Origin of the sequence: Streptomyces flavofungini (genome assembly GCF_014650815.1) — a bacterium.
Classification (GTDB): Bacteria; Actinomycetota; Actinomycetes; order Streptomycetales; family Streptomycetaceae; genus Streptomyces; species Streptomyces flavofungini.
Genome location: NZ_BMVR01000002.1, coordinates 391631 through 414621 on the forward strand (window position 1 = coordinate 391631; position 22991 = coordinate 414621).

At 70.7% G+C, this 22991-nt stretch carries 22 protein-coding genes and 2 tRNA genes; 7 read left to right on the plus strand and 17 right to left on the minus strand.

What is annotated here, in order from left to right; genetic code table 11:
* Window positions 1–69 precede the first annotated feature (69 nt).
* Window positions 70–1548 carry a catalase gene (locus tag IE274_RS05570; protein ID WP_190114436.1) on the minus strand — a complete coding sequence of 493 codons (1479 nt, stop codon included), beginning with the start codon at window positions 1546–1548 and terminating at the stop codon, window positions 70–72.
* Between the two features lie 125 nt (window positions 1549–1673).
* Here IE274_RS05570 and IE274_RS05575 point away from each other — a divergent pair, with 125 nt between their 5' ends.
* Complete coding sequence (locus IE274_RS05575; protein WP_190114437.1) at window positions 1674–2090, plus strand: Fur family transcriptional regulator; 417 nt, start codon at window positions 1674–1676, stop codon at window positions 2088–2090.
* A gap of 123 nt (window positions 2091–2213) precedes the next feature.
* Here IE274_RS05575 and IE274_RS05580 read toward each other — a convergent pair.
* The 4 genes from IE274_RS05580 to IE274_RS05595 form a co-directional block, all read right to left on the minus strand.
* Window positions 2214–2287 (minus strand) — tRNA-Met (locus IE274_RS05580).
* A gap of 101 nt (window positions 2288–2388) precedes the next feature.
* Complete coding sequence (locus IE274_RS05585; protein ID WP_372447267.1) at window positions 2389–4320, minus strand: tetratricopeptide repeat protein; 1932 nt, start codon at window positions 4318–4320, stop codon at window positions 2389–2391.
* 347 nt (window positions 4321–4667) lie between these two features.
* Window positions 4668–4741, minus strand: a tRNA-Met gene (locus IE274_RS05590).
* 78 nt (window positions 4742–4819) lie between these two features.
* Complete coding sequence (locus IE274_RS05595; RefSeq protein ID WP_229909302.1) at window positions 4820–7750, minus strand: UPF0182 family membrane protein; 2931 nt, start codon at window positions 7748–7750, stop codon at window positions 4820–4822.
* A 151-nt stretch (window positions 7751–7901) separates the two neighbouring features.
* On the opposite strand from IE274_RS05595, the gene IE274_RS05600 reads away from it, so the two are divergent.
* On the plus strand, window positions 7902–8459 hold the full coding sequence (locus IE274_RS05600; RefSeq protein ID WP_229909246.1) for a PPA1309 family protein: 558 nt from the start codon (window positions 7902–7904) through the stop codon (window positions 8457–8459).
* A gap of 89 nt (window positions 8460–8548) precedes the next feature.
* Here IE274_RS05600 and IE274_RS05605 read toward each other — a convergent pair whose 3' ends face one another.
* The 4 genes from IE274_RS05605 to IE274_RS05620 form a co-directional block, all read right to left on the minus strand.
* A complete protein-coding gene (locus IE274_RS05605; RefSeq protein ID WP_190114440.1) occupies window positions 8549–9643 on the minus strand; it encodes a YlbL family protein in 1095 nt (364 codons plus the stop codon).
* Window positions 9644–9748: 105 nt separating this feature from the next.
* Window positions 9749–9931, minus strand: a complete 183-nt coding sequence (locus IE274_RS05610; RefSeq protein WP_190114441.1) for a hypothetical protein — start codon at window positions 9929–9931, stop codon at window positions 9749–9751.
* Between the two features lie 200 nt (window positions 9932–10131).
* A complete protein-coding gene (locus tag IE274_RS05615; protein ID WP_190114442.1) occupies window positions 10132–10593 on the minus strand; it encodes a molybdenum cofactor biosynthesis protein MoaE in 462 nt (153 codons plus the stop codon).
* A gap of 116 nt (window positions 10594–10709) precedes the next feature.
* Window positions 10710–11912: an SDR family oxidoreductase gene (locus IE274_RS05620; protein WP_372447268.1), complete on the minus strand. Its 1203-nt coding sequence runs from the start codon at window positions 11910–11912 to the stop codon at window positions 10710–10712.
* Window positions 11913–12105: 193 nt separating this feature from the next.
* On the opposite strand from IE274_RS05620, the gene IE274_RS05625 reads away from it, so the two are divergent.
* Window positions 12106–13557 (plus strand): zinc-dependent metalloprotease, encoded by a 1452-nt coding sequence (locus IE274_RS05625; protein ID WP_190114444.1) that lies wholly within the window; start codon window positions 12106–12108, stop codon window positions 13555–13557.
* Complete coding sequence (locus IE274_RS05630; RefSeq protein ID WP_190114445.1) at window positions 13554–14099, plus strand: NUDIX hydrolase; 546 nt, start codon at window positions 13554–13556, stop codon at window positions 14097–14099. The genes IE274_RS05625 and IE274_RS05630 overlap by 4 nt, the downstream gene beginning before the upstream one ends.
* Window positions 14100–14174: 75 nt before the next feature.
* Here the strand turns inward: IE274_RS05630 and IE274_RS05635 are convergent, their stop codons facing one another.
* The 4 genes from IE274_RS05635 to IE274_RS05650 all read right to left on the minus strand — a co-directional run bounded on the left by IE274_RS05635 (window position 14175) and on the right by IE274_RS05650 (window position 18110).
* Complete coding sequence (locus IE274_RS05635) at window positions 14175–14930, minus strand: AIM24 family protein (protein WP_190114446.1); 756 nt, start codon at window positions 14928–14930, stop codon at window positions 14175–14177.
* A 16-nt stretch (window positions 14931–14946) separates the two neighbouring features.
* Entirely contained in the window at window positions 14947–15627 is a 681-nt protein-coding gene (locus IE274_RS05640; RefSeq protein ID WP_030359826.1) for an AIM24 family protein, read from the minus strand.
* Window positions 15628–15638: 11 nt separating this feature from the next.
* Window positions 15639–17402, minus strand: coding sequence for a TerD family protein (locus IE274_RS05645; RefSeq protein WP_190114447.1), 1764 nt, complete (start codon window positions 17400–17402; stop codon window positions 15639–15641).
* A 114-nt stretch (window positions 17403–17516) separates the two neighbouring features.
* The gene (locus IE274_RS05650) at window positions 17517–18110 is read right to left on the minus strand and encodes a M48 metallopeptidase family protein (protein WP_190114448.1); all 594 of its coding nucleotides are present in this window, start codon (window positions 18108–18110) and stop codon (window positions 17517–17519) included.
* Window positions 18111–18318: 208 nt separating this feature from the next.
* On the opposite strand from IE274_RS05650, the gene IE274_RS05655 reads away from it, so the two are divergent.
* Genes IE274_RS05655 through IE274_RS05665 form a run of 3 tightly spaced genes read left to right on the plus strand, consistent with a single transcriptional unit; the run spans window position 18319 to window position 21400 of the window.
* Window positions 18319–19455 (plus strand): TOMM precursor leader peptide-binding protein, encoded by a 1137-nt coding sequence (locus IE274_RS05655; RefSeq protein ID WP_190114449.1) that lies wholly within the window; start codon window positions 18319–18321, stop codon window positions 19453–19455.
* Window positions 19456–19496: 41 nt separating this feature from the next.
* Window positions 19497–20894: an ABC1 kinase family protein gene (locus tag IE274_RS05660; protein WP_190114450.1), complete on the plus strand. Its 1398-nt coding sequence runs from the start codon at window positions 19497–19499 to the stop codon at window positions 20892–20894.
* Window positions 20895–20896: 2 nt separating this feature from the next.
* Window positions 20897–21400, plus strand: a complete 504-nt coding sequence (locus IE274_RS05665; protein WP_229909248.1) for an NUDIX hydrolase — start codon at window positions 20897–20899, stop codon at window positions 21398–21400.
* A gap of 22 nt (window positions 21401–21422) precedes the next feature.
* Here the strand turns inward: IE274_RS05665 and IE274_RS05670 are convergent, their stop codons facing one another.
* From IE274_RS05670 to IE274_RS05685, 4 genes are all read right to left on the minus strand, one after another.
* Window positions 21423–21638 (minus strand): hypothetical protein, encoded by a 216-nt coding sequence (locus IE274_RS05670; RefSeq protein WP_190114780.1) that lies wholly within the window; start codon window positions 21636–21638, stop codon window positions 21423–21425.
* A gap of 137 nt (window positions 21639–21775) precedes the next feature.
* The gene (locus tag IE274_RS05675; RefSeq protein WP_190114452.1) at window positions 21776–22099 is read right to left on the minus strand and encodes a putative WhiB-interacting protein; all 324 of its coding nucleotides are present in this window, start codon (window positions 22097–22099) and stop codon (window positions 21776–21778) included.
* Complete coding sequence (locus IE274_RS05680; protein ID WP_190114453.1) at window positions 22096–22464, minus strand: WhiB family transcriptional regulator; 369 nt, start codon at window positions 22462–22464, stop codon at window positions 22096–22098. Before IE274_RS05680 ends, IE274_RS05675 begins: the two co-directional genes overlap by 4 nt.
* Before the next feature lie 166 nt (window positions 22465–22630).
* On the minus strand, window positions 22631–22987 hold the full coding sequence (locus IE274_RS05685; RefSeq protein WP_190114454.1) for a hypothetical protein: 357 nt from the start codon (window positions 22985–22987) through the stop codon (window positions 22631–22633).
* Window positions 22988–22991: the final 4 nt, after the last annotated feature.

Here is a 22991-nt window from a genome sequence, read left to right on the forward strand (position 1 = left end):
TACGAGACAGCAATCATCAATTGAGCAACCCCCACGCCGGGCAACCAGGTCCGCGAGAGCGGCGCCGGTTTAGGCGCAAAGGGGGCGGAGGGCCTGGACCGCGGCCTCAACGCGCTTGCCGAAGTCGTCGTCCGCCTGACGGAAGTTGTTGATGGCGCGCTCGGCGATGTCGTCGCGCGAGACACCCGCGATGTTGCCCGCGAGGTTCTCGATCAGGCGCGCCTTCTCGTCCTCCGACATCAGCCGGTAGAGGTCGCCGGCCTGCACGAAGTCGTTGTCCTCGGCGTGGCTCGGGGCCTCGTGGTTGCCGGTGCCGCCGCTGACGGCGGTGGACGCCCACAGCGCCCGGTCCGTCTGGAAGGGGCCGCCGAAGCTGTTCGGCTCGTAGTTCTTCGCGCCCTTGTGGCGGCCGTCGTAGAGGAAGCCGTCCCGGCTGTTCGTCCGCGCCTCGGTGGCGTGCGGGCGGTTCACCGGCAGGTGGTCGGCGTTGATGCCGACGCGGTACCGGTGGGCGTCGCCGTACGCGAACAGGCGGCCCTGGAGCATCTTGTCCGGCGACGGGCCGATGCCCGGCACGAAGTGGGCGGGGCTGAAGATGGACTGCTCGACCTCCGCGAAGACGTTCTCCGGATTGCGGTTGAGCTCCAGCTTGCCGATCTCGATCGGCGGGTAGTCCTCGTGCGGCCACACCTTGGTGAGGTCGAAGGGGTTGAAGCGGTAGTTCGCCGCGTCGGCCGCGGGCATGATCTGCACCTGCACGGTCCAGGTCGGGAAGTCACCGCGCTCGATGGACTCGCGCAGGTCGCGCTGGTGGGAGTCCGGGTCCTTGCCCGCGAGGGCCTCGGCGTCCGCCGCGGTCAGGTTCTTGATCCCCTGGTCGGTCTTGAAGTGGTACTTGACCCAGAAGACCTCACCCGCCTCGTTGTTCCACTGGAACGTGTGCGAGCCGTAGCCGTTCATGTGGCGGTACGACGCCGGGATGCCGCGGTCGCCGAACAGCCAGGTCACCTGGTGGGTCGCCTCCGGGCTGAGCCCCCAGAAGTCCCACACGTTGTCCGCTTCCTGCGAGCCCGTGTACGGGTCGCGCTTCTGCGTGTGGATGAAGTCCGGGAACTTGATGGCGTCCTTGATGAAGAACACCGGGGTGTTGTTGCCGACGAGGTCGTAGTTGCCCTCCTCGGTGTAGAACTTCAGCGAGAAGCCGCGCGGGTCGCGCACCGCGTCGGCCGCGCCGAGGTTCCCGGCCACCGTGGAGAAGCGGAGAAACGTCTCCGTCTCCTTGCCGACCTCGGAGAGGAACGCGGCGCGCGTGTACTTCGTGACGTCCGCGGTCACCGTGAAGGTGCCGTACGCGCCCGCGCCCCGGGCATGCACGACGCGCTCCGGGATGCGCTCGCGGTTGAAGTGCGCGAGCTTCTCGAGCAGCAACTGGTCCTGGATCAGCATCGGCCCGCCGACGCCCGCGGTCTCGCTGTTCTGGTTGTCCGCGACCGGTGCGCCGGTCTCCGTGGTGAGGGGTCCCTGCGTCACGTGCGCCTCCTGCGTCATCTGGTGCAAGTCCTGTCCCTTGGCTTATGCCGAACTCGATCCTACGATAGACAATGTCTAAGTCAAGTAAGCTTCCAAAGTCACATCCGTTCGGGACCTGGTCCCCTGCCTGTTAGGCTGGCTGTATGAGTGACCTGTTGGAACGGCTGCGCGGACGCGGCTGGCGGATGACCGCGCAGCGACGTGTCGTGGCCGAGGTCCTCGACGGAGAGCATGTGCATCTGACGGCGGACGAGGTGCACGCCCGCGCCGTCGACAAGCTGCCCGAGATCTCCCGGGCGACCGTCTACAACACCCTGGGCGAGCTGGTCTCGCTCGGCGAGGTCCTGGAAGTCTCGACGGACCGCCGGGCCAAGCGGTACGACCCGAACGCGCACCGGCCCCACCAGCACCTGGTGTGCGCCCGCTGCGGCGCCATCCGCGATGTGCACCCGACGGGGAACCCGCTGTCGGCGCTCCCCGACTCGGAGCGCTTCGGCTTCACGATCTCGGACGTGGAGGTCACGTATCGAGGCGTGTGCCCCAACTGCGCGGCGGCGTAGCACCGCTTCTCTCGTACGAAGGGCCCGGCACCGTGGGTGCCGGGCCCTTCGCCGCACACTGACCGCTGCCGCACATACGACTGAGGGCCGGATCCGCAATGGATCCGGCCCTCGGTCTTTCAGTAGCGGGGACAGGATTTGAACCTGCGACCTCTGGGTTATGAGCCCAGCGAGCTACCGAGCTGCTCCACCCCGCGTCGGTGAACCCAACAGTACGCCAGGCCCACGACCAGCGCAAATCGCTTCCACCGCCCCCGCCGTGGGCGGCTGTTCCGCCCCCGTGGCGGGGGGGCGGAACCTACGCCGTCAGCTCCTGCCGCAGCGCCTCGCGCAGCCGCGCGGCCCGCTCGGCGACCTCCGCGGGCCCGAGCTCCACAGCCCGGGAAGCCCACCGCTGCCCCTCGGCAAGCTGCCCCCGCCGCGCGTACAGCAGCGCGAGCCGCAGCGCCGCCCGCCCGTGCCCCGCGTCGGCGGCCCGGGTCCACCACAGCGCGGCCTCCGGCTCGCTCCCCTCCCGGGCGAGCAGCAGCCCCAGGTTGAACGCCCCGTTCCGGCTCCCGGCCTCGGCGGCAAGGCGGTACCACCGCGCGGCCTCGACCACATCGCCCCGCCCGGCGGCAAGCATCCCGACCCGCACCTGAGCCCGCCGGTGCCCCTGCTCGGCCGCGCGCTCGTACCACTCCTCGCACTCGGTCTTCTGCGCGGCGGGCTCCCCGAGCGCGGGCGGCCCGGCGGGCGGACGCCGCGCGTCGAGCACGGTCCCGAGCCGGTACGCGGCCTCCGCGCTGCCGCCACCGGCCGCGCACCGCAGGTGCCGCTCGGCGTCCCGCTCGTCGCCGTCGCGCAGCCGCGCCGTGCCGACCTGGAGGGCGGCCTCGGTGTGCCCGGCGGCAGCGGCGCGCTCGTACCACTTGAGGGCCGCGGCGTCGTCCCCCCGACTCGCGTACAGGATCCCGAGGTTGAACGCCGCGTCCACGCTGCCGGCCTCCGCGGCCTTGGAGAACCACGGCTCGGCACCGGCCGCGTCGCCGCCCTGGAGCAGCAGCACGGCGAGCGCGTTGGCGGCCTCGCGGTGCCCGGCGTAGGCGGCGCGGCGGTACCACTGGTCGGCCTGCGCGGTGCGCTTCTGCTCGGCGCAGAGCAGGCCGAGGTTGTACGCGCCGTTGTTGTCGCCCGCGTCCATGGCCGCGCGGTACCAGCGCTCGGCGGTCTGGGTCTCGCCGCGCTCGGCGTGCAGCGCGCCCAGCGCGTTCGCGGCGTTCCCGTCGCCGTCCTGGGCGGCCCGGAGCCACCACACGGCGGCGTTCTCCTCGTCACCCGCGTCGCGCAGCAGGAAGGCGAGCGCGCAGGCGGCGCGCGCCTCGCCGTCCTTGGCGGACGTCAGGTACCAGCGCCCGGCCTCCTTGAGGTCGCCGCGCCGCTCCAGGATCGCGCCGAGGTGCAGGGCGGCCCGGCGGTGTCCGCGCGCGGCCGCCTGCCGGTACCACTGCTCGGCCTCGTCGGTGAGCGAGAGGCCGCGGTCGCCGCGCCGGGCGTCGGCGCCGCCCGCGCGGACACCGTCTTTCCGTCCGTTGTCAGAGCGCGCGTCACCGGAGCGCACACCACCAGCAGGGCGCATGCTTCCGATGCGCGCCCCCATGTCGGGGCGCACGAGACCCGACTTGGCACCGTCGACCCGCCCGCCCACGCCGGGGCGGGAAGAGAGAACAGACAGCGCGGGGCGCAGACCGGTCCCGGTCCGTGCGCCGGACTCCCCCGGCCCCTCCCGCTCGGCGCGCTTGTCCAGGACCCTAGCCAGGCGGTACGCCGCCTCGCGGTGGCCGCGCTCGGCCGCCGTACGCATCCAGCGCTCGGCGCCGACGTCACCGCGGTGTTCCAGGAGGTCGGCGAGGGCGTACGCCCCCAGCGTGTGGCCCTGCTCGGCGGACTGCCGCAGCCAGTACTCGGCGGCGGGCTCGTCGCCGCGCTCGCGGTGGTGGCGGCCGAGCGCGTGCGCCGCGGCGGCGGAACCGGCGACGGCGGCGATGCGCCACCATCCTGCCGCTTCATCGACATATCCACGCTGATGCAGAAGGACACCGAGGTTGTTGGCGGCGGCGCGGTCACCGGACGCGGTCGCGGCCCGCAGCAAGGATTCGGCACCGTCGAGATCACCGCGGCGCAGCAGCAGGCTGCCGAGGACGCTCATCGCGTCCACGTCTCCGGCCTCGGCCGCGAGTCGGTGCCGCATCTCCTCAGCGGCCGATCCGGGATCCTCCCGTTCGGCCGGCTGCGCAAACCGCCCAGTCTCCAACAGAGTTGCCTTGTCCCCCATAACGTCCATCGTCGCACCACCTGCAACCTGGGTACACCTGGTATACCGCAGCCAGTGAGGTCACTTCAGCGTTTTGTCGACATGCCCACAGAGAGATAAGTGAAACACAGCTTTGCCCAACTCCCCCCGCCCGGACCACTCTTCGCACGAACCCCACACCGATGGCATGGGCCACCGGAATAGGCCGCACCGGGACCGGACCGGCGGGACGGGCGCATGACGAAGGCCCGGATCCTGTAGAGGATCCGGGCCTTCGTCGTGAGTAGCGGGGACAGGATTTGAACCTGCGACCTCTGGGTTATGAGCCCAGCGAGCTACCGAGCTGCTCCACCCCGCGCCGTTGTGTTGCAACCGTACCACGGCGCGAGGTGGTGCCTGTGCGCTGCCCGCGCGCTACGGGCGGGCAGCGCGGCGGCTAGCCGCTGTCTCCGTCACCCTTGTCCGATCCCTTGCCGTCACCGCTGCCCGACGGCTTGGTCTGGGCGTCCTCGGCCCGCTGCAAGGCGTCCTGCAGCTTCTGCTGCGCCTTGCCGTAGGCCTCCCAGTCGTCGTTCTTGAGGGCCTCCTTGCCTTCGTCGATCGCCTTCTGGGCGTCGTCGATGGCCTTCTGGAGACTGGGGTTCTCCGTGGTCGGCGGCTTCTCCTTGTCCGGCTTATCGGGTTTGTCACCCTTGTCCGGTGGCTCGGTGGGAGTCTTGGCGGCTGTCCCGAAGACCACGTTGAGCGCCTTGTCCAAGGTGTCCTCGAAGGCGATCTTGTTGCCGTAGGTGACGAGGACCTTCTTCAGAAGCGGATACTTCAGCCCGCCGCCCTTGACGTAGACGGGCTCCACGTAGAGCAGCCCCCCGTCCAACGGCACGGTCAGCAGATTGCCGTAGTCGACCTCTGAGTCACCGCCCTTGAGAAGTCTGATCTGTTCCGCGATCGCTTCGTTGGAGTTGAACTTGCTCTGGACCTGTTTGGGTCCGTCGACCGTCGTGCTCGACGGCATCTTCAGGATTCTGATCTTGCCGTAGTCGCCTGTCCCCGCCTCGGCGTTGACCGACATGAAGGCACTCAGGTTGTCCCGGCCGTTGGGATTGAAGGACGTCGTCAGCGAGAAGTCCTGCTGTTTCTGGCCGGGCATCTTCATGCTCAGGTAGTACGGCGGCACCGCGCTCGACGTCTGGTTCGTCGGGTCGTCCGGCACCTGCCACACCTCGCTGCCGCTGAGGAACGTCTCGGCGTCCTTCACGTGGTAGCGGGTGAGCAGTTCGCGCTGCACCTTGAACAGGTCCTGCGGATAGCGCAGGTGGTCCATCAGGGCCGCGGAGATCTCGCTCTTGTCCTTGACGGTGCCCGGGAACGCCTTGCGCCACGTCTTGAGGACGGGGTCCTTGGTGTCCCACTCGTACAACTTGACGTCTCCGGTGTAGGCGTCGACGGTCGCCTTCACCGAGTTGCGGATGTAGTTGACCTGGTTCTGCTGGGCCACCACCGCGCGCTGGTTGTTCTTCGCCGTCAGCGAGTCGGCCGTGGTGTCGCCGAGCGTGGTCCGCGAGGCGTACGGATAGCCGTTGGTCGTGGTGTATGCGTCGACGATCCACTGGATCTTGTTGCCGACGACCGCCGGGTAGGCGTCGCCGTCGATGGTCAGCCAGGGGGCCACCGCTTCGACGCGTTCCTTGGGCGTGCGGTTGTACAGGATCCGCGAGCCCTCACCGATCGCTCCGGAGTACAGCATCTGCGGTTCGCCGAACGACACCGCGTACGCCGCCCTGTTGAGCGGATTGGAGAGGTTGACGCCGCTCTTGCCCTTGTAGCTGGTCGTCTTCTCGCCGTCGTCGTCGGAGTAGTCGATCTCCTTCTGGGGACCGCCGACGATCGAGTACTGCGTGGTCTTCTCGCCGTAGTAGATCCGCTGCTGGTACTTGCCCAGGTTGCCCTTGGACGGCAGGTCGGACTCGGTGAACTTCGGCCGTCCCTGCTCGTCGGCCTCGGTGCCCTTGGCCGCGACCACTCCGTAGCCGTGGGTGTAGCGGAAGTGGTCGTTGATCCAGTTGTTCTTCGGGATGCCGTCCAGGTTCAGCTCGCGCAGACCGATGACGGTGTCCTGCTCCTTGCCGTCCTTCGACTTGTACCGGTCGACGTCCAGGTTCGACGGGAAGCCGTAGTAGTTCTTCATCTGCTGGAGCTGCTGGAACGTCGGCGAGACGATGTTCGGGTCGAGCAGGCGCAGGCTCGCCGCGCCCGCCACGTCGTCGCGCAGCTTCGTCTTGTCGGTGGTCCGGCTGACGCCGGGGTACTCCGTGACGTCGGTGCCGCCGATGCCGTACGCCTTGCGGGTCGCCTCGAGGTTCTTCTCGACGTACGGCGACTCCTTGGCCTGCTCGTTCGGCTGGACCTGGAACTTCTGCACGATGGCCGGGTACAGACCGCCGATGAGGATCGCGGAGAGCACCATCAGGCCGAAGCCGATGACCGGGAGCTGCCAGGTGCGCCGCCACAGCGTCGCGAAGAACAGCAGCGCGCAGATGACGGCGATGCAGAACAGGATGGTCTTCGCCGGGAGGTAGGCGTTCGCGTCGACGTAGCGCAGGCCCGTCCAGTTGCCGGTGGCCTTGAAGTCACTGGACTTCACCGCGAGGCCGTACCGGTCGAGCCAGTACGCGACCGCCTTGAGGGCCACGAAGATGCCGATGAGCACCGAGAGGTGACCGGTCGCCGCGGCCGTGGCCCGCCCGCCGGGGCTGGTGATGCGCAGCCCGCCGTACAGGTAGTGGGTCAGGGCGGCGGCGATCACCGAGAGCACCGCGGCGGCGAAGCCGAAGCCCAGCAGGAAGCGGTACCAGGGCAGGTCGAAGGCGAAGAAGGACACGTCCAGATGGAACTGGGGGTCCTTCTGGTGGAAGGGGACGCCGTTGACCCACATCAGCCAGGTGCGCCACTGGCCGGCGGCGGACGCGCCCGCGATCAGGCCGACGAGGGCCGTGATGCCGATCAGCAGCCACTTCTTGTAGGGCGCGATCGCCATGCGGTACCGGTCGAGGCTCTGCTGCTCCATCGACATGGCGCTGAGCGGCGGGCGCAGCCGGTGCGCCAGCCAGATGTTCACGCCGACCGCGGCCGCCATGAGCAGACCGAAGACGAAGAACAGGCCGATCTTGGTCCACAGGGTGGTCGTGAAGACCGATGAATAGCCGACCGAGCGGTACCAGAGCCAGTCCGTCCAGAATCCCGCGAACATGACGAACGCCATGGCCAGTACGGCCAGGACGCCCAGCGTCATGAGCAGGGTCCGGACGCGACGGGACGGTCGGCCCACTCTGATCCGTGGCCCCGTCGGGCCTCCGCCGCGGTCCGGCATCTGGAAAGCCAAGGTGCGCACCTCGAAGTTCGCTGTAGCTGTTGCTGTGGCTGGCTGAAACGGGCCCCGCGATCGTAGAGCCCACTCATGCAACTTACCGACGCTTTACTCAGTTCCCGTTCCCGGGTCCGAACGAGGCAGGATATTGGGCATGCCCAACGTTTCCTCCTCCGGCCCACCGATGGCCGCGAGTCCCCTCACCCGCGCAGTGCTCGAAATCGACGACTATGTCGCCGGTCTCGGCTGGGATCAGCCCGCACGGCTCTTCGCGCTCGTCGACACCGCCCGGCTCCGTGTACAGGAGCCGACCCTGGCGGACCGCCTCGGCCTGGCCGACGCCCCGTCCGCCGCGCCCCTGACCCCCATCGAGCAGGAGGAACTGCCCCCGGGCTCCCCGCTCGACGAGTTCCTCGGCACCATCGCCTGGCCCGACTCGGTCGCCGGCTGCGCCCTGAGCGTGGAGCGCCTGATGCTCCCGCCGTCCGCGGAGGCATCCGTTCCGGAGGGCATGAGCGAGAAGCAACTGGCGAAGTGGGTGGCCAAGCACCCCGAGCGCCAGGAGGTCCGCATGACCGTCGCGGTGCTGCGCGACGGCGCCCGCGAGTCGGCGCTGCGGCTGCGCGAGAAGGACGCGGCCACGGACGTCCTCACGGGCTCCGACCTGGTGCCGGGCCTCGCGGAGGCACTGGCGGCGACCTTCGCCGAGTAGCACCTCGCCCGTACGGAGCGAGTTCCTGATCCTGTTCACGCGCTACGTGGCCGGGGCCGGCGTCGGCCGCCCCGGCCACTGCCGTCGTGTCAGCTCTTGGTGGTGCACTTCGGCAGGTCAGCGGTGTCGCCCTTGCTGATGGCCTTGAGCGACTTCACGGCGTCCTTGATGGTGTCCACCTTGACCAGCGTGAGCCCGTCGGGGACGTCGCTCGCGGCGGACGCGCAGTTGTCCTTCGGCGTCAGGAAGTACTCGGCGCCCTTGTCGCGCGCGCCGACGGTCTTCATCTCGATGCCGCCGATCGGGCCGACCTTGCCGTTGTCCTCGATGGTGCCGGTACCGGCGACGAACTTGCCGCCGGTGAGGTCGCCGGGCGTGAGCTTGTCCACGATGCCGAGGGCGAACATCAGCCCGGCGCTGGGCCCGCCCACGTCGGCGAGCTTGATGTCGATGGTGAACGGGTACGTGTGGTCGGTCCCGGCCTTGATGCCGACCATCGCACGCTTGGCGTCGTCCTCGGCCTTCGTCGTGGTGATCTTCACTTCCTCGGTCGCCGCCGGGCGCTTGCCCGCCTTCTCCGCGGCCGCCGCCTCCTTGACGGGGACGATGCCGAACACGACCTGCTCGCCCGGCTTGTGCTTCCTGACGAGCTCGGCGACGTCCGTGAACTCCTTCACGGGCTTGCCGTCGACGCTCCTGATGACGTCACCGGCGTGCAGCCTGCCCTCGGCCGGGCTGTCCTTGTAGACGGTGGCGACGACCACCTGCGACTTCACGGGGATCTTCAGTTCCTTCAGGGCCGCGACCTTCGCGCTCTCCTGGGACTGGCTGAACTCCTCCGCGTTCTCCTGCGTCGACTGCTGCTCGGTCTTGCCGTTCGGGTACAGCGTGTCGTGCGGTACGACGATGTTGTCGTGCGCCAGCCAGCCGTACACGGCCTCCGGGAGGTTCATCTTGTAGTCGGCGCTGGTCACCCGGACCGTCGTCATGTTCAGGTGGCCGCTCGTCGGGTACGTCTTGCGGCCCGAGATCTGCAGCACCGGCTCGCCGTCGTGGTCCCCCAGGGTGTTCACCGTCGGCCCCGGCGACATCTCCGAGTACGGCACCTTGATGAGCACTCCGGCACAGAGCAGCGCGATCAGCATCAGGGTGGAGGCGAGCATCGTCGCAGTGCGGCGTGGCATGGAACGACAGTACGGGACGGTCCTGTGGGTGCATCCCTGGGGCGTCCGTACGGGATCAGGCGGGGCCCGGCCGAGGGGATCAGGCAGGCCGATCAGACAGGCGGATCAGGCAGGGGTGTCGGAGCGCGAGTGGGACTTCTCCATCGCCTCGCGGAACGCGGCATAGCCGTGCAGCTCGGTGTTGTCACCGGTCCTGCCGCTCTTGCGGTTCCGGTTGGCCCAACCGGCCCACAGACCGGCACCGACCGCCGCCAGCAGCGGAATCAGCAACCAGGCAAGCGACGCCATGTCGACCTCCCGACCCCATGAGCGACAAAAAACTGACTGATCAGCAGATTAACCATCCGCTCCGTCAACGCTCACGGCAGGGGTCGGGTTACGCAACCGGAGCCCCCTGGCCTATGCCCCGCCCTGCCCTCCCGTCGCCCGACAGCGCTACGCGCCAACCCACCCTCCCGTCGCCCGACCACCACCCCTCAACGACAGCGCTACGCCCCGACCCATTCTTCTTGGCCATCGGAGAACCGCTGATGCTTCCAGATGGGCACCTCGTGCTTGAGGTCGTCGATCAGCTTGCGGCAGGCGGCGAAGGCCTCGGCCCGGTGCGGGCAGGACACCGCGACCACGACCGCGAGGTCCCCCACGGCGAGGTCACCGACCCGGTGCACGGCGGCCAGGGCGCGCACGGGGAAGTCGGCGACGACCTTCTCGGCCACCCGGCGCAGCTCGGCCTCGGCGCTGGGGTGGCTGGAGTACCCCAGCTCGTCGACGTCCGCGCCCCCGTCGTGATCGCGCACCGTCCCGACGAACAGCGCCGTGCCCCCCGCGGAGTCGTCCCCGACGGCACGGAAGACCTCGTCGAGCGAGAGCGGGGTGTCCCGGATCGCCAACAGCCGAATCGGCTCCTCGGCAGCCCGCTCACCGGGATGGTCCATCGTTTCAAGCGCCATGAACCCATCGTGCCCCACACGACTGACATCCCGGAATAGCCGTTTCCCCCGGCACCGGCACACGCCCCTTGGACGTCCCTACAGCCCCACGCCGCGCTACGGGGCCACCAGCACCCTTACAGCCGCCGCCGAGCCTTCCGAGCCCGCCGCACCAGGGCAGCCGTACCCAGCAGAGCCACCGTGGCCCCCGCCGCCCCCGCAGCCGTGGCGTCCTTGCGCCCGAGCCGCCGCCCAGCCACAGTCCGCCGCCCGGCAACCTCCTCGAGCAACTCCGCGAGCACCTCTTCATTGGTCCACTGCGGCCGCCAGCCCGCATCGTGCAGCCGACTGACACTCACGACCCACGGATACATCGTGTAGGCCAGATCCCCCGCAGGGGACGGAGTGAGCCCGATCCGATGCAGCCGAGCAGCCGCACCGAGCGCGACGGCGGACGGCAGCTCCATGCGCCGGATCCCGCTCAGTTCCTCGACCTCCTCCTGCTCAAGCCACCCGTCGCACCCCACGGCCAGATCCCCGTCGACCTTCTCCACGACGGCGTACTCCAGCGCACTGCACAGATCGTCGACGTGGCAGAACTGCCAAGCGGGCCGCGACCCGGCCACGACAAGGAGCCGAGGCGACTCGAAGTACCTGGTCAGCGCGGTGTCGGTGCCGCCGACGAGGATGGCGGGGCGCACCACGGTGACGTTGAGACCGGGATGCGCGCGCGGCGCGCGACGGGCGAGCCGCTCGATCTCCAGGAGGTCGCCGACACCGGTCGCCTCCGCGGTGGCCTTCAATTCGGCGTCTTCGGAGAGGGGCAGTTCGTTGTCGGCGAGTGCTCCGTAGACCATCGCCGAGGTGCACAGGACGACCCGGTGCACGCCCGCGGCGGCGGCCGCGGTGAGGACGGTCTGGGTGCCCCGCACGTTGTACGCGGTGCGGGCCGCGGCGTCGGTCTCCAGGTCGAGGTCGAGCGCCAGGTGCACCACGACGTCGACGCCGCGCAGCTTCTCGGCGATCGCCGGGTCCCGGACGTCCAGGATGTGCCACTGCGCCTGCGCGCACTCACCGCGGCGCTCGTCGATGGCCACGACCTGCTTGATCTCGTCGGACGCGGCCAGGCGCTCGGTGAGCTGCGCGCCCACGCCCGTGGCCGCGCCGGTGACGGCGACGACGGGGCCGCGCGGGGCTGCGGACGAGGAGCTGTCACGCAGCGGCACCACCGAGGGTGGCGTCTCCTCCGCCGGCGTGGTGTCCGGCCCGCCGCCGGCTTCGGGCGGCGTCGGGTCTTCGGGGTTTCGCGCTGCGCGAACCTGTGGATCTGGGGAACTCACCGGGCGTCTCCAGCGGTTGTCTTCAGTACAGACGCAAACTGACGCGTACGTACCAGGTGGCACCATCCTGCCGCAGCCCCCGGGGCGGCGGAGCACCGAGGCCCGAACCCGCCACGGTGTCTACGCTGGGTGGTGTTGTCGGGCAGCCGCCGCCGGACCCAAGATCCGGTGGCCTTACGAGCCGAGGAACCCCGTGAGTGACACCCCATTCGGATTCGGCCTTCCGCCGGAGGAGCCGGAGAACGGCGACGAGGGCAAGAAGAAGGACACCCCCGGAGGGGGACAGGGTTCCGGTGGCCCTGCCAACCCGTTCGGCTTCGGGCCGCTGGGCCCGGGCGGCGCGGGGGGTGACAACCCCTTCGCCGCGATGTTCGGATCGATGAATCCGAACGACCTGGGCGCGGCGTTCCAGCAGCTCGGCCAGATGCTGTCGTACGAGGGCGGTCCCGTGAACTGGGACATGGCCAAGGACATCGCCCGCCAGACCGTCGCGCAAGGCACCGCGGACGGCACCAAGGACGCGAGCGTCGGCCCGGCCGAGCGCTCCGCGGTCGAGGAGGCCGTGCGCCTGGCGGACCTGTGGCTGGACGACGCGACGTCCCTGCCGTCCGGCGCGGGCAGCGCCGTGGCCTGGAGCCGCGCCGAGTGGGTCGAGGCGACGCTCCCGGCCTGGAAGGAGCTCGTCGACCCGGTCGCCGAGCGCGTCGGCCTCGCCATGGGCGACGTCCTGCCGGACGAGATGCAGGCCATGGCGGGCCCGCTGATCGGCATGATGCGCTCCATGGGCGGCGCCATGTTCGGCCAGCAGATCGGCCAGGCCGTCGGCGTCCTCGCGGGCGAGGTCGTCGGCTCCACGGACATCGGCCTGCCGCTCGGCCCGGCGGGCAAGGCCGCGCTGCTGCCGGTGAACGTGGAGGCGTTCGGCAAGGACCTGGGTGTGCCGATGGATGAGGTGCGCCTGTATCTGGCCCTGCGCGAGGCCGCCCACCAGCGGCTCTTCGCACACGTGCCGTGGCTGCGCTCGCATCTGTTCGGCGCCGTCGAGGGGTACGCGCGCGGGATCAAGGTCGACACCTCCAAGCTGGAGGACGTCGTCGGCCAGTTCGACCCGCAGAACCCGGAGCAGCTGCAGGAGGCGCTCCAGCAGGGCATGTTCCAGCCGGAGGACACCGCCGAGCAGAAGGCGGCCCTCGCCCGCCTGGAGACCGCTCTGGCGCTCGTCGAGGGCTGGGTGGACGCGGTCGTGCACGCGGCGGCCAAGCCCCGTCTGACGTCCGCGGACGCGCTGCGCGAGACGCTGCGCAGGCGCCGTGCCACCGGCGGCCCCGCCGAGCAGACCTTCGCCACCCTGATCGGCCTCGAACTGCGCCCCCGCCGCCTGCGGGACGCCTCGCGCCTGTGGGCCTCGCTCACGGACGCGCGTGGCGTGGACGGCCGCGACGGCCTGTGGGCCCACCCGGACATGCTCCCGACGGCGTCGGACCTGGACGACCCGGACGGCTTCGTGCACCGCGAACAGCTGGACTTCTCCGAGCTGGACAAGATGCTCGGCGAGGCGGCGGACGGCCGGGCGGCGGACAAGCCGGACCTGTCCAAGGGCGACGATGACGGCAGCACCGACAGCAAGGACGACGACGGCAAGTGAGCCTGCACGACGACGCGGTTCTCGTACTGAAGGCATACGACGACCGGGACGACCAGGACGCGACCCAGGAAGAGCTGCGCCAGTACTACCTGGACCACCTGGCCGCGCACCCCGACGACGGCCTGTGGAAGGCCTGCACGGACGGTCATGTGACGGCCAGCGCCCTGGTGATCGACCCGTCGCGCGGGCGCGTGCTGCTCACGCTGCACAAGAAGCTGCGGATGTGGCTCCAGATGGGCGGCCACTGCGAGCCGGGCGACGCCTCCCTGGCCGCCGCCGCGCTGCGCGAGGCCACCGAGGAGTCGGGCGTCCCGGGCCTGTCGCTGCTGCCCGGCGGCCCGGTCCGCCTGGACCGGCACCCGATCCCCGGGCCGTGCACCCAGCACCTGGACGTGCAGTACGCCGCTCTTGCCCCGGCGGACGCGATCGAGGCGATCAGCGACGAATCGTTGGACCTGCGGTGGTTCGCCTACGACGAGGTGGCGGACGTGGCGGACGAGTCCGTCGTACGCCTGGTGCGAGCCACTCGCGCGCGGCTGTGACGCGCCACTGAGACGTGGACATGGGTAAGGGGCGGTCGCCACGGCGACCGCCCCTTACCCATGTCTCCTGGGGAATCAGGTCCAGACGTTGCCCTGGTTCTGCCCCCGGGCGCCCTGCTGTCCCATGCCGAACTGGGCCCGCGCGCCCTGGCCGATGTTGGCGTGCTGCGGCGGCAGCATCTCGCTGGGCTGGACGAGGGCGTAACCCTGCCCCATAAAGCTGAGCTCCCAGCCCTCGCCGGTGTTGCCGCGCCGCCGCCACACGCCCGAGGAGTGCGTCTGGGCCTGCATCTGCACCCGCAGGCCGTTGGACCAGGCGACGATCGCGTCGGCGTCGGCGTTGACGTACCGGTCCGGGGTGACCTGGAGCATCAGCGGCTGGCCCGACGTCATCAGGGCGACCTTGCCGCGCCCGGTGATGTTGAGCTGGTACTTCCCGGAGCCGGAGATGCCGTACTGGCTGTCCACGGCGATGACCTGGTGGGTGAGGGACGAGTCCATGGCGAGGACATAGGCGCTGTCCACCGTCAGGCCGTCCTGGTCCACGTCCACCAGGTGGATGTACTGAGCGAGGTTCGCGAGGTAGACGGTGCCCTGCCCGTGGCAGCGCATCAGGTCCAGGCCCTCGCCGGTGTGCGCGCGGGCACGCTGCTGGCCCCGGCTCTGGAACTCGGCGTCGAACTCGATGAGCCCCTGGTAGGCGACCATCGAGCCCTTGCGGGCGAGCACGTCGTCGTGGCCTTCGAGGGCGACCCGCAGGAGCTGCGGGTTCTGGACGGAGTAGCGCTCCTGAGTCTGTTGCTCAGCGTGCGCGAAAAGCGAGCTCTGCATGGTGTGTTGCTCCCCCTCAGCTCCGGATCCGGAGGCGGTCGGTGCTGTCCTCACTGGGCTGTACGACGACGATGCCCTCGCCGGAGAAGCCCATCTGGTAGGCCTCGCCGCTGCCGCGCCCGATCAGGGAGCCGGCCCTGAAGCTGCGCTTGCCCTTCACCTTCAGGTTCGGCGACCAGGCGATCAGCGCGTCCGGGTCCACGTACGTCTCGTCCTCGCCGCGGCCGCAGTCGACGACGATCGGCGTGCCGCGGGAGGTCAGCGCCACCCAGCCCTGACCGGAGACCTTGATGTTCCACAGGCCCTGCCCGGCGAACTTCGCCAGGCCCTTGACCCGCTCGACACCCCACTGGAGGCTCGCGTCGAAGGCGAGCAGGTTGGTGCCGTTCACGGAGAGCGAGTCGCCCGCCAGGTTGATGATGACGACATCGGCTCCGTAGTCGGCGAGGTACAGCAGGCCGTCTCCGGAGCACTTCATCAGGGGGGCGCCCTCGCCGGTGATCCAGTCGCGCGCGATCTGGCGGACGGCGGGCGGGTTCGGCTCGTACTGCACGAAGCCTTCGTAGGCGACCATCGACCCCACGCGCGCGAGGAGGTCGTTCCCGGTCTGCATGGCGACCTTGACCATGTGGTGGCCGTGGTTCTCCATGCGGGCGGCGACGGGTGCCGGGGCAAAGCCCGCAAGTTGCTGGTTCATGACGGGCTCCCTCAGACCTCGAACGGCTGGACGACGATGAAATTGCCGGGCGCGCCACGGAACTGGAGGTTCACGCTCTCCCCCGTGGAGCCCGCGGAGGCGTTGCCGCGCAGCCTGACCTGGCTGGAGACGATCGCCTGCGCGGCGGCCGACCAGGCGACGACGGCGTGGCAGTCGGCGAACGTCGTCGGCGTGACCGGCAGCACCACGGGCATGCCGTGCGTCTTCACGACGACCGTGCCGGTCCCCTGGAACTGCATGACGAACAGCGCGCCACCGGGAATCCCGTGGCCCTCGATGCGTCGCACCTCGTGCTGCAGCGTCTCGTCGAAGGCGAGGACGTTCTCCGCGGAGACGCAGATCGCGTCGCCCTGGAGCTCGACGGGGTGCAGGTGAGTGCCTTCCTCCGCGAGGAAGACCTGGCCGCGCCCGGAGCAGCGCATGAGCTGCATCTCCTGGCCGGTCGCGTTGCCGACGATGCGGCCCTGGAAGCCCGCGCCCTTGTAGCCGAACTCGACCTTGCCCTGGTACAGGACCATGCTGCCCTGGCGGGCGAGCACCGGCTGGCCGCCGACGCCGAGGTCGACGCGGATCAGCTTCTCGTTCTGCTGCGTCCAGCGCTGTCCCGTGCCCGCCTCGCGGTACTTCTGGAGGGCCGCGGCCACACCGGCGGTCTGCGGGGCGCCCTGCGGGGCTCCGCCGGGGGCGGCCTGGCCGAACGGGGCGGGCGCCTGGCCGGGGATCTGGCCGGGCATCGGGACCTGCGGCGGCTGACCGTAGCCGGGCGGCGCGGGCGCGGCGGCCTGCTGGCCGTACCCGGGCGGCAGGGGTGCCGCGGGCTGCTGCTGGTCGTAGCCGGGCGGGGGCGGTGCCGACGGCTGGCCGTAGCCGGGCGGCAGCGGTGCGGACGGCTGCTGGCCGTAGCCCGGCGGCGGGGGCGGTGTCTGGCCGGGCTGGCCGTAGGGCTGGCCCTGGGGCTGCGCGCCCGGCTGGTTGAGCGGCGCGACGATGGTCTGCGCGGCATGCACCGAGGGGTCGGGGGCCGGGGCGGGCGGCGGCGTGGCGGCCGGGGGCGCGAACTGCTGGGCGGGTGTGGGGGCGGGGGCCGGAACCGGAGCCGGGGGCGGCGTGGCGGGACCGGCGGGCGCGCCGAACACGGGGGGTGCCGCGGCCGCGGGAGGCGCCGCCGCACCGGCGGGCGGCGCGAAGCCGGGGGCCGCCTGCGGCTCGGGCGCCACGGGCTCCTCCTCGGCGACCTCGCCGCCGAAGTTCCTGATCAGCGCGTCCAGGCCGCCGTCGAAGCCCTGCCCGATCGCGGCGAAGCGCCACACGTCCTTCAGATAGAAGTCGCCGAGCATCAGGGCGCGCTCGGTGGAGAACTCCGAGCCGTTGAACGCGTACCGGGCCACTTCCTCGCCGCCGGCCACGATCCGGATGTACCCGGAGGCGAGCTGCGACATCTGCCCGGCGCCGTCGATCGCCGCGGTGAACGACAGCTTCTGGATCTGCGGCGGGATCCGGTCCAGCGTGATGCGGAAGGACTCGTCGTCACCGGCCTGGGCGCCCAGGAGCTGAAGCGACTCCTCCGGAGACTTCGGCTGGTTGAAGAAGATGAAGAAACGGTCGTCCGACAGCCGCTCACTCGCGTCGAGGCCGAAGCAGCTGATGTCGAAGGTCACCCCGGGGGCAGCGATGTGCACGCCTACGTACAGATCGGTCCCCGCAGTGAGGTCACTGATCTTGGCCTTGTGGCCGCGTTGGAATTCCCTGGCCATACGTAACGACCGTCCCCCATCCCGAGTGGTTGCGTCGCGCCAGGCTAACCGCTCCGTCCGACAGTGGACGACGTCGGTACAGACCCGGTACACAACCGGCGCACCAGGCGCCCCTCACTCCTCCCGGGCGGCCGGAAGATGCGGCAGCCGGTCCGCCGCGACCACCCCTTCGAGGTAGCCCCGGGCCCGCTCGGTACGCGGATACGCGTCGAGGAGGCGCCAGAACCGGGGCCCGTGCCCCGGCACGAGGAGGTGCGCCAGCTCATGGAGCAGTACGTAGTCCACCACGTACTCGGGCATGCCCTGCAGCCGGTGGGAGAGCCGGATGCTGCCCTCCGACGGGGTGCACGAGCCCCACCGGGTGTTCTGATTCGTCACCCAGCGCACGGACGAAGGCCGGGCCCGGCCTTCGAAGAACTGCTCGGACAGCCGCTGGGCCCGCTCGGACAGCTCGCTGTCGCCCAGCACCCGCTTGCTCTCCTGCGCCGCCAGCTTGTCCAGCATGACGCCCACCCAGCGCTGCTCCTCCGCCTCGGACATCCGGGCGGGGATGAGGACGACGGTCCGGTCGCCCTCCCGGTACGCCGAGACCGTTCTGCGGCGGCGGGCGCTCCTTCGCACCTCGACCGCGCTCGCCGCCGAGCCGGATGACGGCGGGCTGGTCGCGCTGCGCTGTGGGCTTCCGCGGTGCAGTGGGTCGGCGGGCACGCCACGACGTTACCCGCTTGGCGTGGGGGAAGTCCCGCCTCCGGGACGGTTCGGTCCCGATCCACTCCCCATGCGCTGCATTAGTACGACAAGTACTCACCGCCTGTGGACAACCGAGCGCACGCCCGGGTCCGGCCGGGCATTCTGGCATTCGAGCGGCAGGACGGCGGCGAGCACGGCGTCCGGCCGGACCGACGGGGGGCCGACCATGCATCCGATCCTGAAGCCGAGCCTGCGCCGAGGCTGGCGCGATCTGAATACCGTCCAGTTCGGGGCGACACGGGCCCACGCCCGGGTCCTCGGCCCCGTCGACACGGCGACGGGAAGTTTCCTCACCCTCCTCGACGGCACCCGCGGGCTGCCTCTGCTGCGCGAGGAGGCACAGAAGATAGGGCTGCCGGACGGCCATGTGGACCGGCTCCTGCAGCGGCTGGCCCGGGCCGGACTGCTCGACGACGCGACGGGCGGGGGCCCGGCGGCCGACGCCCTGCGTGCCCGCACGGATGTCATGGACCGGCTGCGCCCCGACCTCGCCGCGCTGTCGGCCGTCACCCCGGAGCCGAACCAGGGCATCCGCACGATGGCCGCGCGCCGGGCCACCCGCGTGCGCGTCAAGGGCGGCGGCCGGGTGGGCGCGGTCATCGCCTCGGTCCTGTCCGGGGCCGGGGTCGGCGAGGTCGACGTGATGGACGGCGGCTGCGTCGAGCCGTGGGACGTCGCCCCCGGCGGGCTGCCACCGGACTCCGTGGGACAGCGCAGGGACGCCGCCGCGAGAACGGCCGCCCGGCGCGCGGCTCCCGGCCGCCCGCCCCGCCATCCCGAGGACCGGGGTGACGGTGAGCGCGCCTGGTCCCTGGTCGTCCTCGCCCCGCGCGACGGCCTGGACGCCTTCGCCCCCGACCCGGCCGCCGCCGAGCCCCTGATCGCCGCGGGGACCCCGCATCTGTACGCCGGAGTGATCGAGGGCACCGGCGTGGTCGGCCCTCTGGTCCTGCCCGGCACGACCGCCTGCGCGGGCTGCCTCGCCCTGGACCGCGCCGACGCGGACGCGGCCTGGCCGCGGATGCTGGCCCAGTGGCGCTCGGGCCGTCGCCGTCAGATCCCGGCCTGCGACCTGGCCCTCGCGGCGGCGGTCTCCGGACTCGCCGCCGCGCACGCCCTGGCCTTTCTGGACGGGGCCGAGCCGGCGCTCGCGGGGCTGCGCTGGGAGGCGTCGACGCCCGGCTTCGACTGGCGCAGGCACCGCGTGCGGGCCCATGGTTCCTGCCCTTGTGGGGCGAGTGAGCAAGTAAAGGGGGAGCACACCTCCGTGGATCGGGAGCCGCACGAGACAATGGCCGAGTAACCGCCTGAAAGGGCGCGGCTGTCTGGGATTTGGAGGGGCGCATGTCTGATCTTCCCCGGAAGGCGGTCACCCGTACCGCCAAGCTGGCCGCGCTGCCGCTCGGCTTCGCCGGGCGGGCGACCTGGGGGCTCGGCAAACGCATCGGCGGCAAGTCGGCGGAGATCGTCGGCCGTGAGCTGCAACAGCGCACGGCGGAGCAACTGTTCAAGGTCCTCGGCGAGCTGAAGGGCGGCGCCATGAAGTTCGGGCAGGCGCTGTCCGTCTTCGAGTCGGCGCTCCCGGAAGAGGTGGCGGGGCCCTATCGGGCGGCGCTGACGAAGCTTCAGGAAGCGGCACCGCCGATGCCGACGCGCACCGTGCACGCGGTCCTCGCGGAGCGGCTCGGCCCGGACTGGCGCGAGCGCTTCCAGGAGTTCGAGGACAAGCCCGCGGCGGCGGCCTCGATCGGCCAGGTGCACCGGGCGGTGTGGGAGGACGGGCGTGACGTCGCGGTGAAGGTGCAGTATCCGGGCGCGGGCGAGGCGCTGCTCTCGGACCTGAACCAACTGAGCCGCTTCGCCCGGGTCCTGGGCCCGCTGATCCCGGGCATGGACATCAAGCCGCTCATCGCCGAGCTGCGCGACCGTGTCTCCGAGGAGTTGGACTACGGCCTGGAGGCACAGGCCCAGCGGGCCCACGCCGAGGAGTTCGCGGACGACCCGGATGTCGTGGTGCCGGACGTGGTGCACCAGAGCGAGCAGGTCCTGGTGACGGAGTGGATGGACGGGGTGCCGCTGTCGGAGGTGATCGCGGAGGGGACGCAGCAGCAGAAGAACCGCGCGGGCCAGCTCCTGACGCGCTTCCTCTTCTCCGGCCCGGCCCGCACGGGCCTGCTGCACGCCGACCCGCACCCGGGCAACTTCCGTCTGCTGCCCGGCGAGAAGGGCGAATGGCGGCTCGGGGTCCTGGACTTCGGCACGGTGGACCGGCTGCCCGGCGGGCTTCCCCCGACGATCGGCGACTCGCTGCGGATGACCGTCGAGGGCGAGGCGGACGCGGTCTACGAAATGCTGTGCGAGGAGAACTTCGTCAAGGAGACCGTCGACCTGGAGCCGGAGGCCGTCCTCGACTATCTGCTGCCGATCATCGAGCCCGCGGTGGCGGAGGAGTTCACCTTCACCCGCGGCTGGATGCGCAGCCAGGCGGCCCGAGTGGCCGACCCCCGCTCCCCCGCCCACCAGTTGGGCAAGCGGCTGAACCTCCCCCCGTCGTACCTCCTGATCCACCGCGTGACGCTCAGCACCATCGGCGTCCTGTGTCAGCTCGGCGCGACGGTGCGGATGCGGGAGGAACTGGAGGAGTGGCTGCCGGGGTTCGTCGTGCGGGAGGGCGAGGAGAAGGCCGACTCGACGGAGGGCCTGGAGGACGACGGCTTGGCGGAAGCGGCGGCGGAGGCGTGACCGTGCGGAGAACACCCCGGCGCGCGGCCCGGGTTGCGGTGATCGCCCCGGACGACGCGGTCTTCCTCTTCGGGTACGACAACGAGGAAGTGGGCGTCCACTGGGCCATGCCCGGCGGCGGCCTGGGTCCGGACGAGGCGCCGCGGGCGGGGGTGCTGCGCGAACTGCGCGAGGAGACCGGCTGGACGGACGTGCGGCCGGGAGCCCTGCTGTGCACGTGGGAACACGACTTCACCCGTGCGGGGGTGCCGGTGCGTCAGCACGAGCACATCTATCTGGCCCGCGGACCACGACGCGCACCCACGAGTGAGGCCGCGGCAGCACACGCCGAGGACGGCATCCTGCGCTGGCGCTGGTGGACGCCGCAGGAGCTGGCCGACGCCGCCGAGCCGATGTGGCCGCCGCAGCTCCCGGAGCTGCTGGGCGCGGTGCGCGCCGCGGGCGGTGCGGTCCCGGCGGCCGTCGACCTCGGGTACATGCCCAACACGGCGGCCTGCCAGGGGTGACATCGGGCAGGCCGGGGACGGCTCACCACCAGGCGGAGTCGAGGCGACCCTCGATCGCACGGATGTTGTCCCGGGAGCAGGCGTCGCAGAAGTAGCGCCGGGCGCCGTTCTCCACGGAGCAGATCCAGGTGGGGGGCCGGCCGTCGGCGACCGTGCCGCAGCGGGAGCACACGACGTTCTCGGTGTCGCTCTTGACGTCGTACTGGGCATCCGCAGGTTCAGGAGGCTGCTGGTCCACGCGGTGAGCCTATCGCCGCCGCCGGAGGATCGGTGGGCACAACGCACCGCGGGGGCCGGTCCGTTCGGACCGGCCCCCGCGGGGTTACTTCCGTGAAGCTCACCGGGAGCTTCGGCTGTGCCTGTGGGCTCGTGGAACTACTGCATGACCGCGATGGCGAGGGCACGCCTGGCGCGCAGGGACGCGCGCTCGGCGCGGCGCTGCATGCGGCGGGCCGCGATCAGGCGGGCGGCCGGGCGGTGCTGCTCGGCCTCACGCAGGCGTTCGTGCATATGCGCACGGGCCAGGGCTTCTGGGATGAGTTGCATTTCGCGGGTCCTGTTCTGGCGCGAGCCGGTCGCGCCGGTGGTGGAGAAGTCTGAGATGGCGGAGCCACTGGGCTCGCTGGTGGGTGCCTTCATCGGGGCCTGCTTCTTGGGGTCGTGCGTCACGGGGCGATCGATGGTTCCGGCGGTACTCATGCCACGACCGGGTTCTTCCGCGGACGGCCACGCGGCCGCTTGCGGGCCACGACCACACCCTGGACGAACAGCTCGCCGCCCCAGACGCCCCACGGCTCACGCCGCTCCTTGGCGCCGGCCAGGCAGGCCTCCATCAGCGGGCAGGTACGGCAGAGGGACTTGGCGTACTCGACGTCGGCCGGAGACTCGGCGAAGAAGACCTCCGGGTCATAGGCACGGCAGGGGACGGGTACGCCGAGGTTCTCGATGGCGTCGTCGAGCGCGGTGAGCGCGGTGAGGGGAGTCAAGGTCGTGTCCTCCGTGGGAACGGGCGGGGGGATCGTGTCTGAAGGCGGTACGGACGGGGCGTGCGCTTCGAGTTGCACGGTGGTGTTTTCCTCGTCTGGTCGTGCCGGCCTGGGTCGGCCGGTTGGCGGCTGGTACCGGGTCTTGCTCAGCCCCTTCGCTCCGTCTCCCTGTTTTGGGGAAAACAGAAGGGCCGCGGATCCCGGGTGGGGTTCCGCGGCCCTGAAGGCGCCGGTCTGATCGAGATCAGACTGGATCACTCCAGGGTTCGAGCCCACGGAAGGCCCACATCGTGTGGTGCTGCTGCTGCGTCGTCTTGTTCCGGAATCCGGCACCGGCTGCCGCGAAGACATAGGCGTCTGCCTGTGCCGTCACTACCGCTTCCGGTGCCTTGGTCGGTCGCTCATTGCCCTCACGGATCTCGAGACCCGACAGAGGCAGGGCGGGGGCCGCCGGACGCACGGCGGCGGTGCCGAGAGACAGAGCGGCATTGCCGACGGACAGACCGGTGCCCTGGTTCGAGAAGCCGAGCAGGCAGGAAGCGACGACCGAGCGATCGGTCATTTTGACGGTGCTGATGAAGCTCTCGTTGTTGCTGATCACTGGA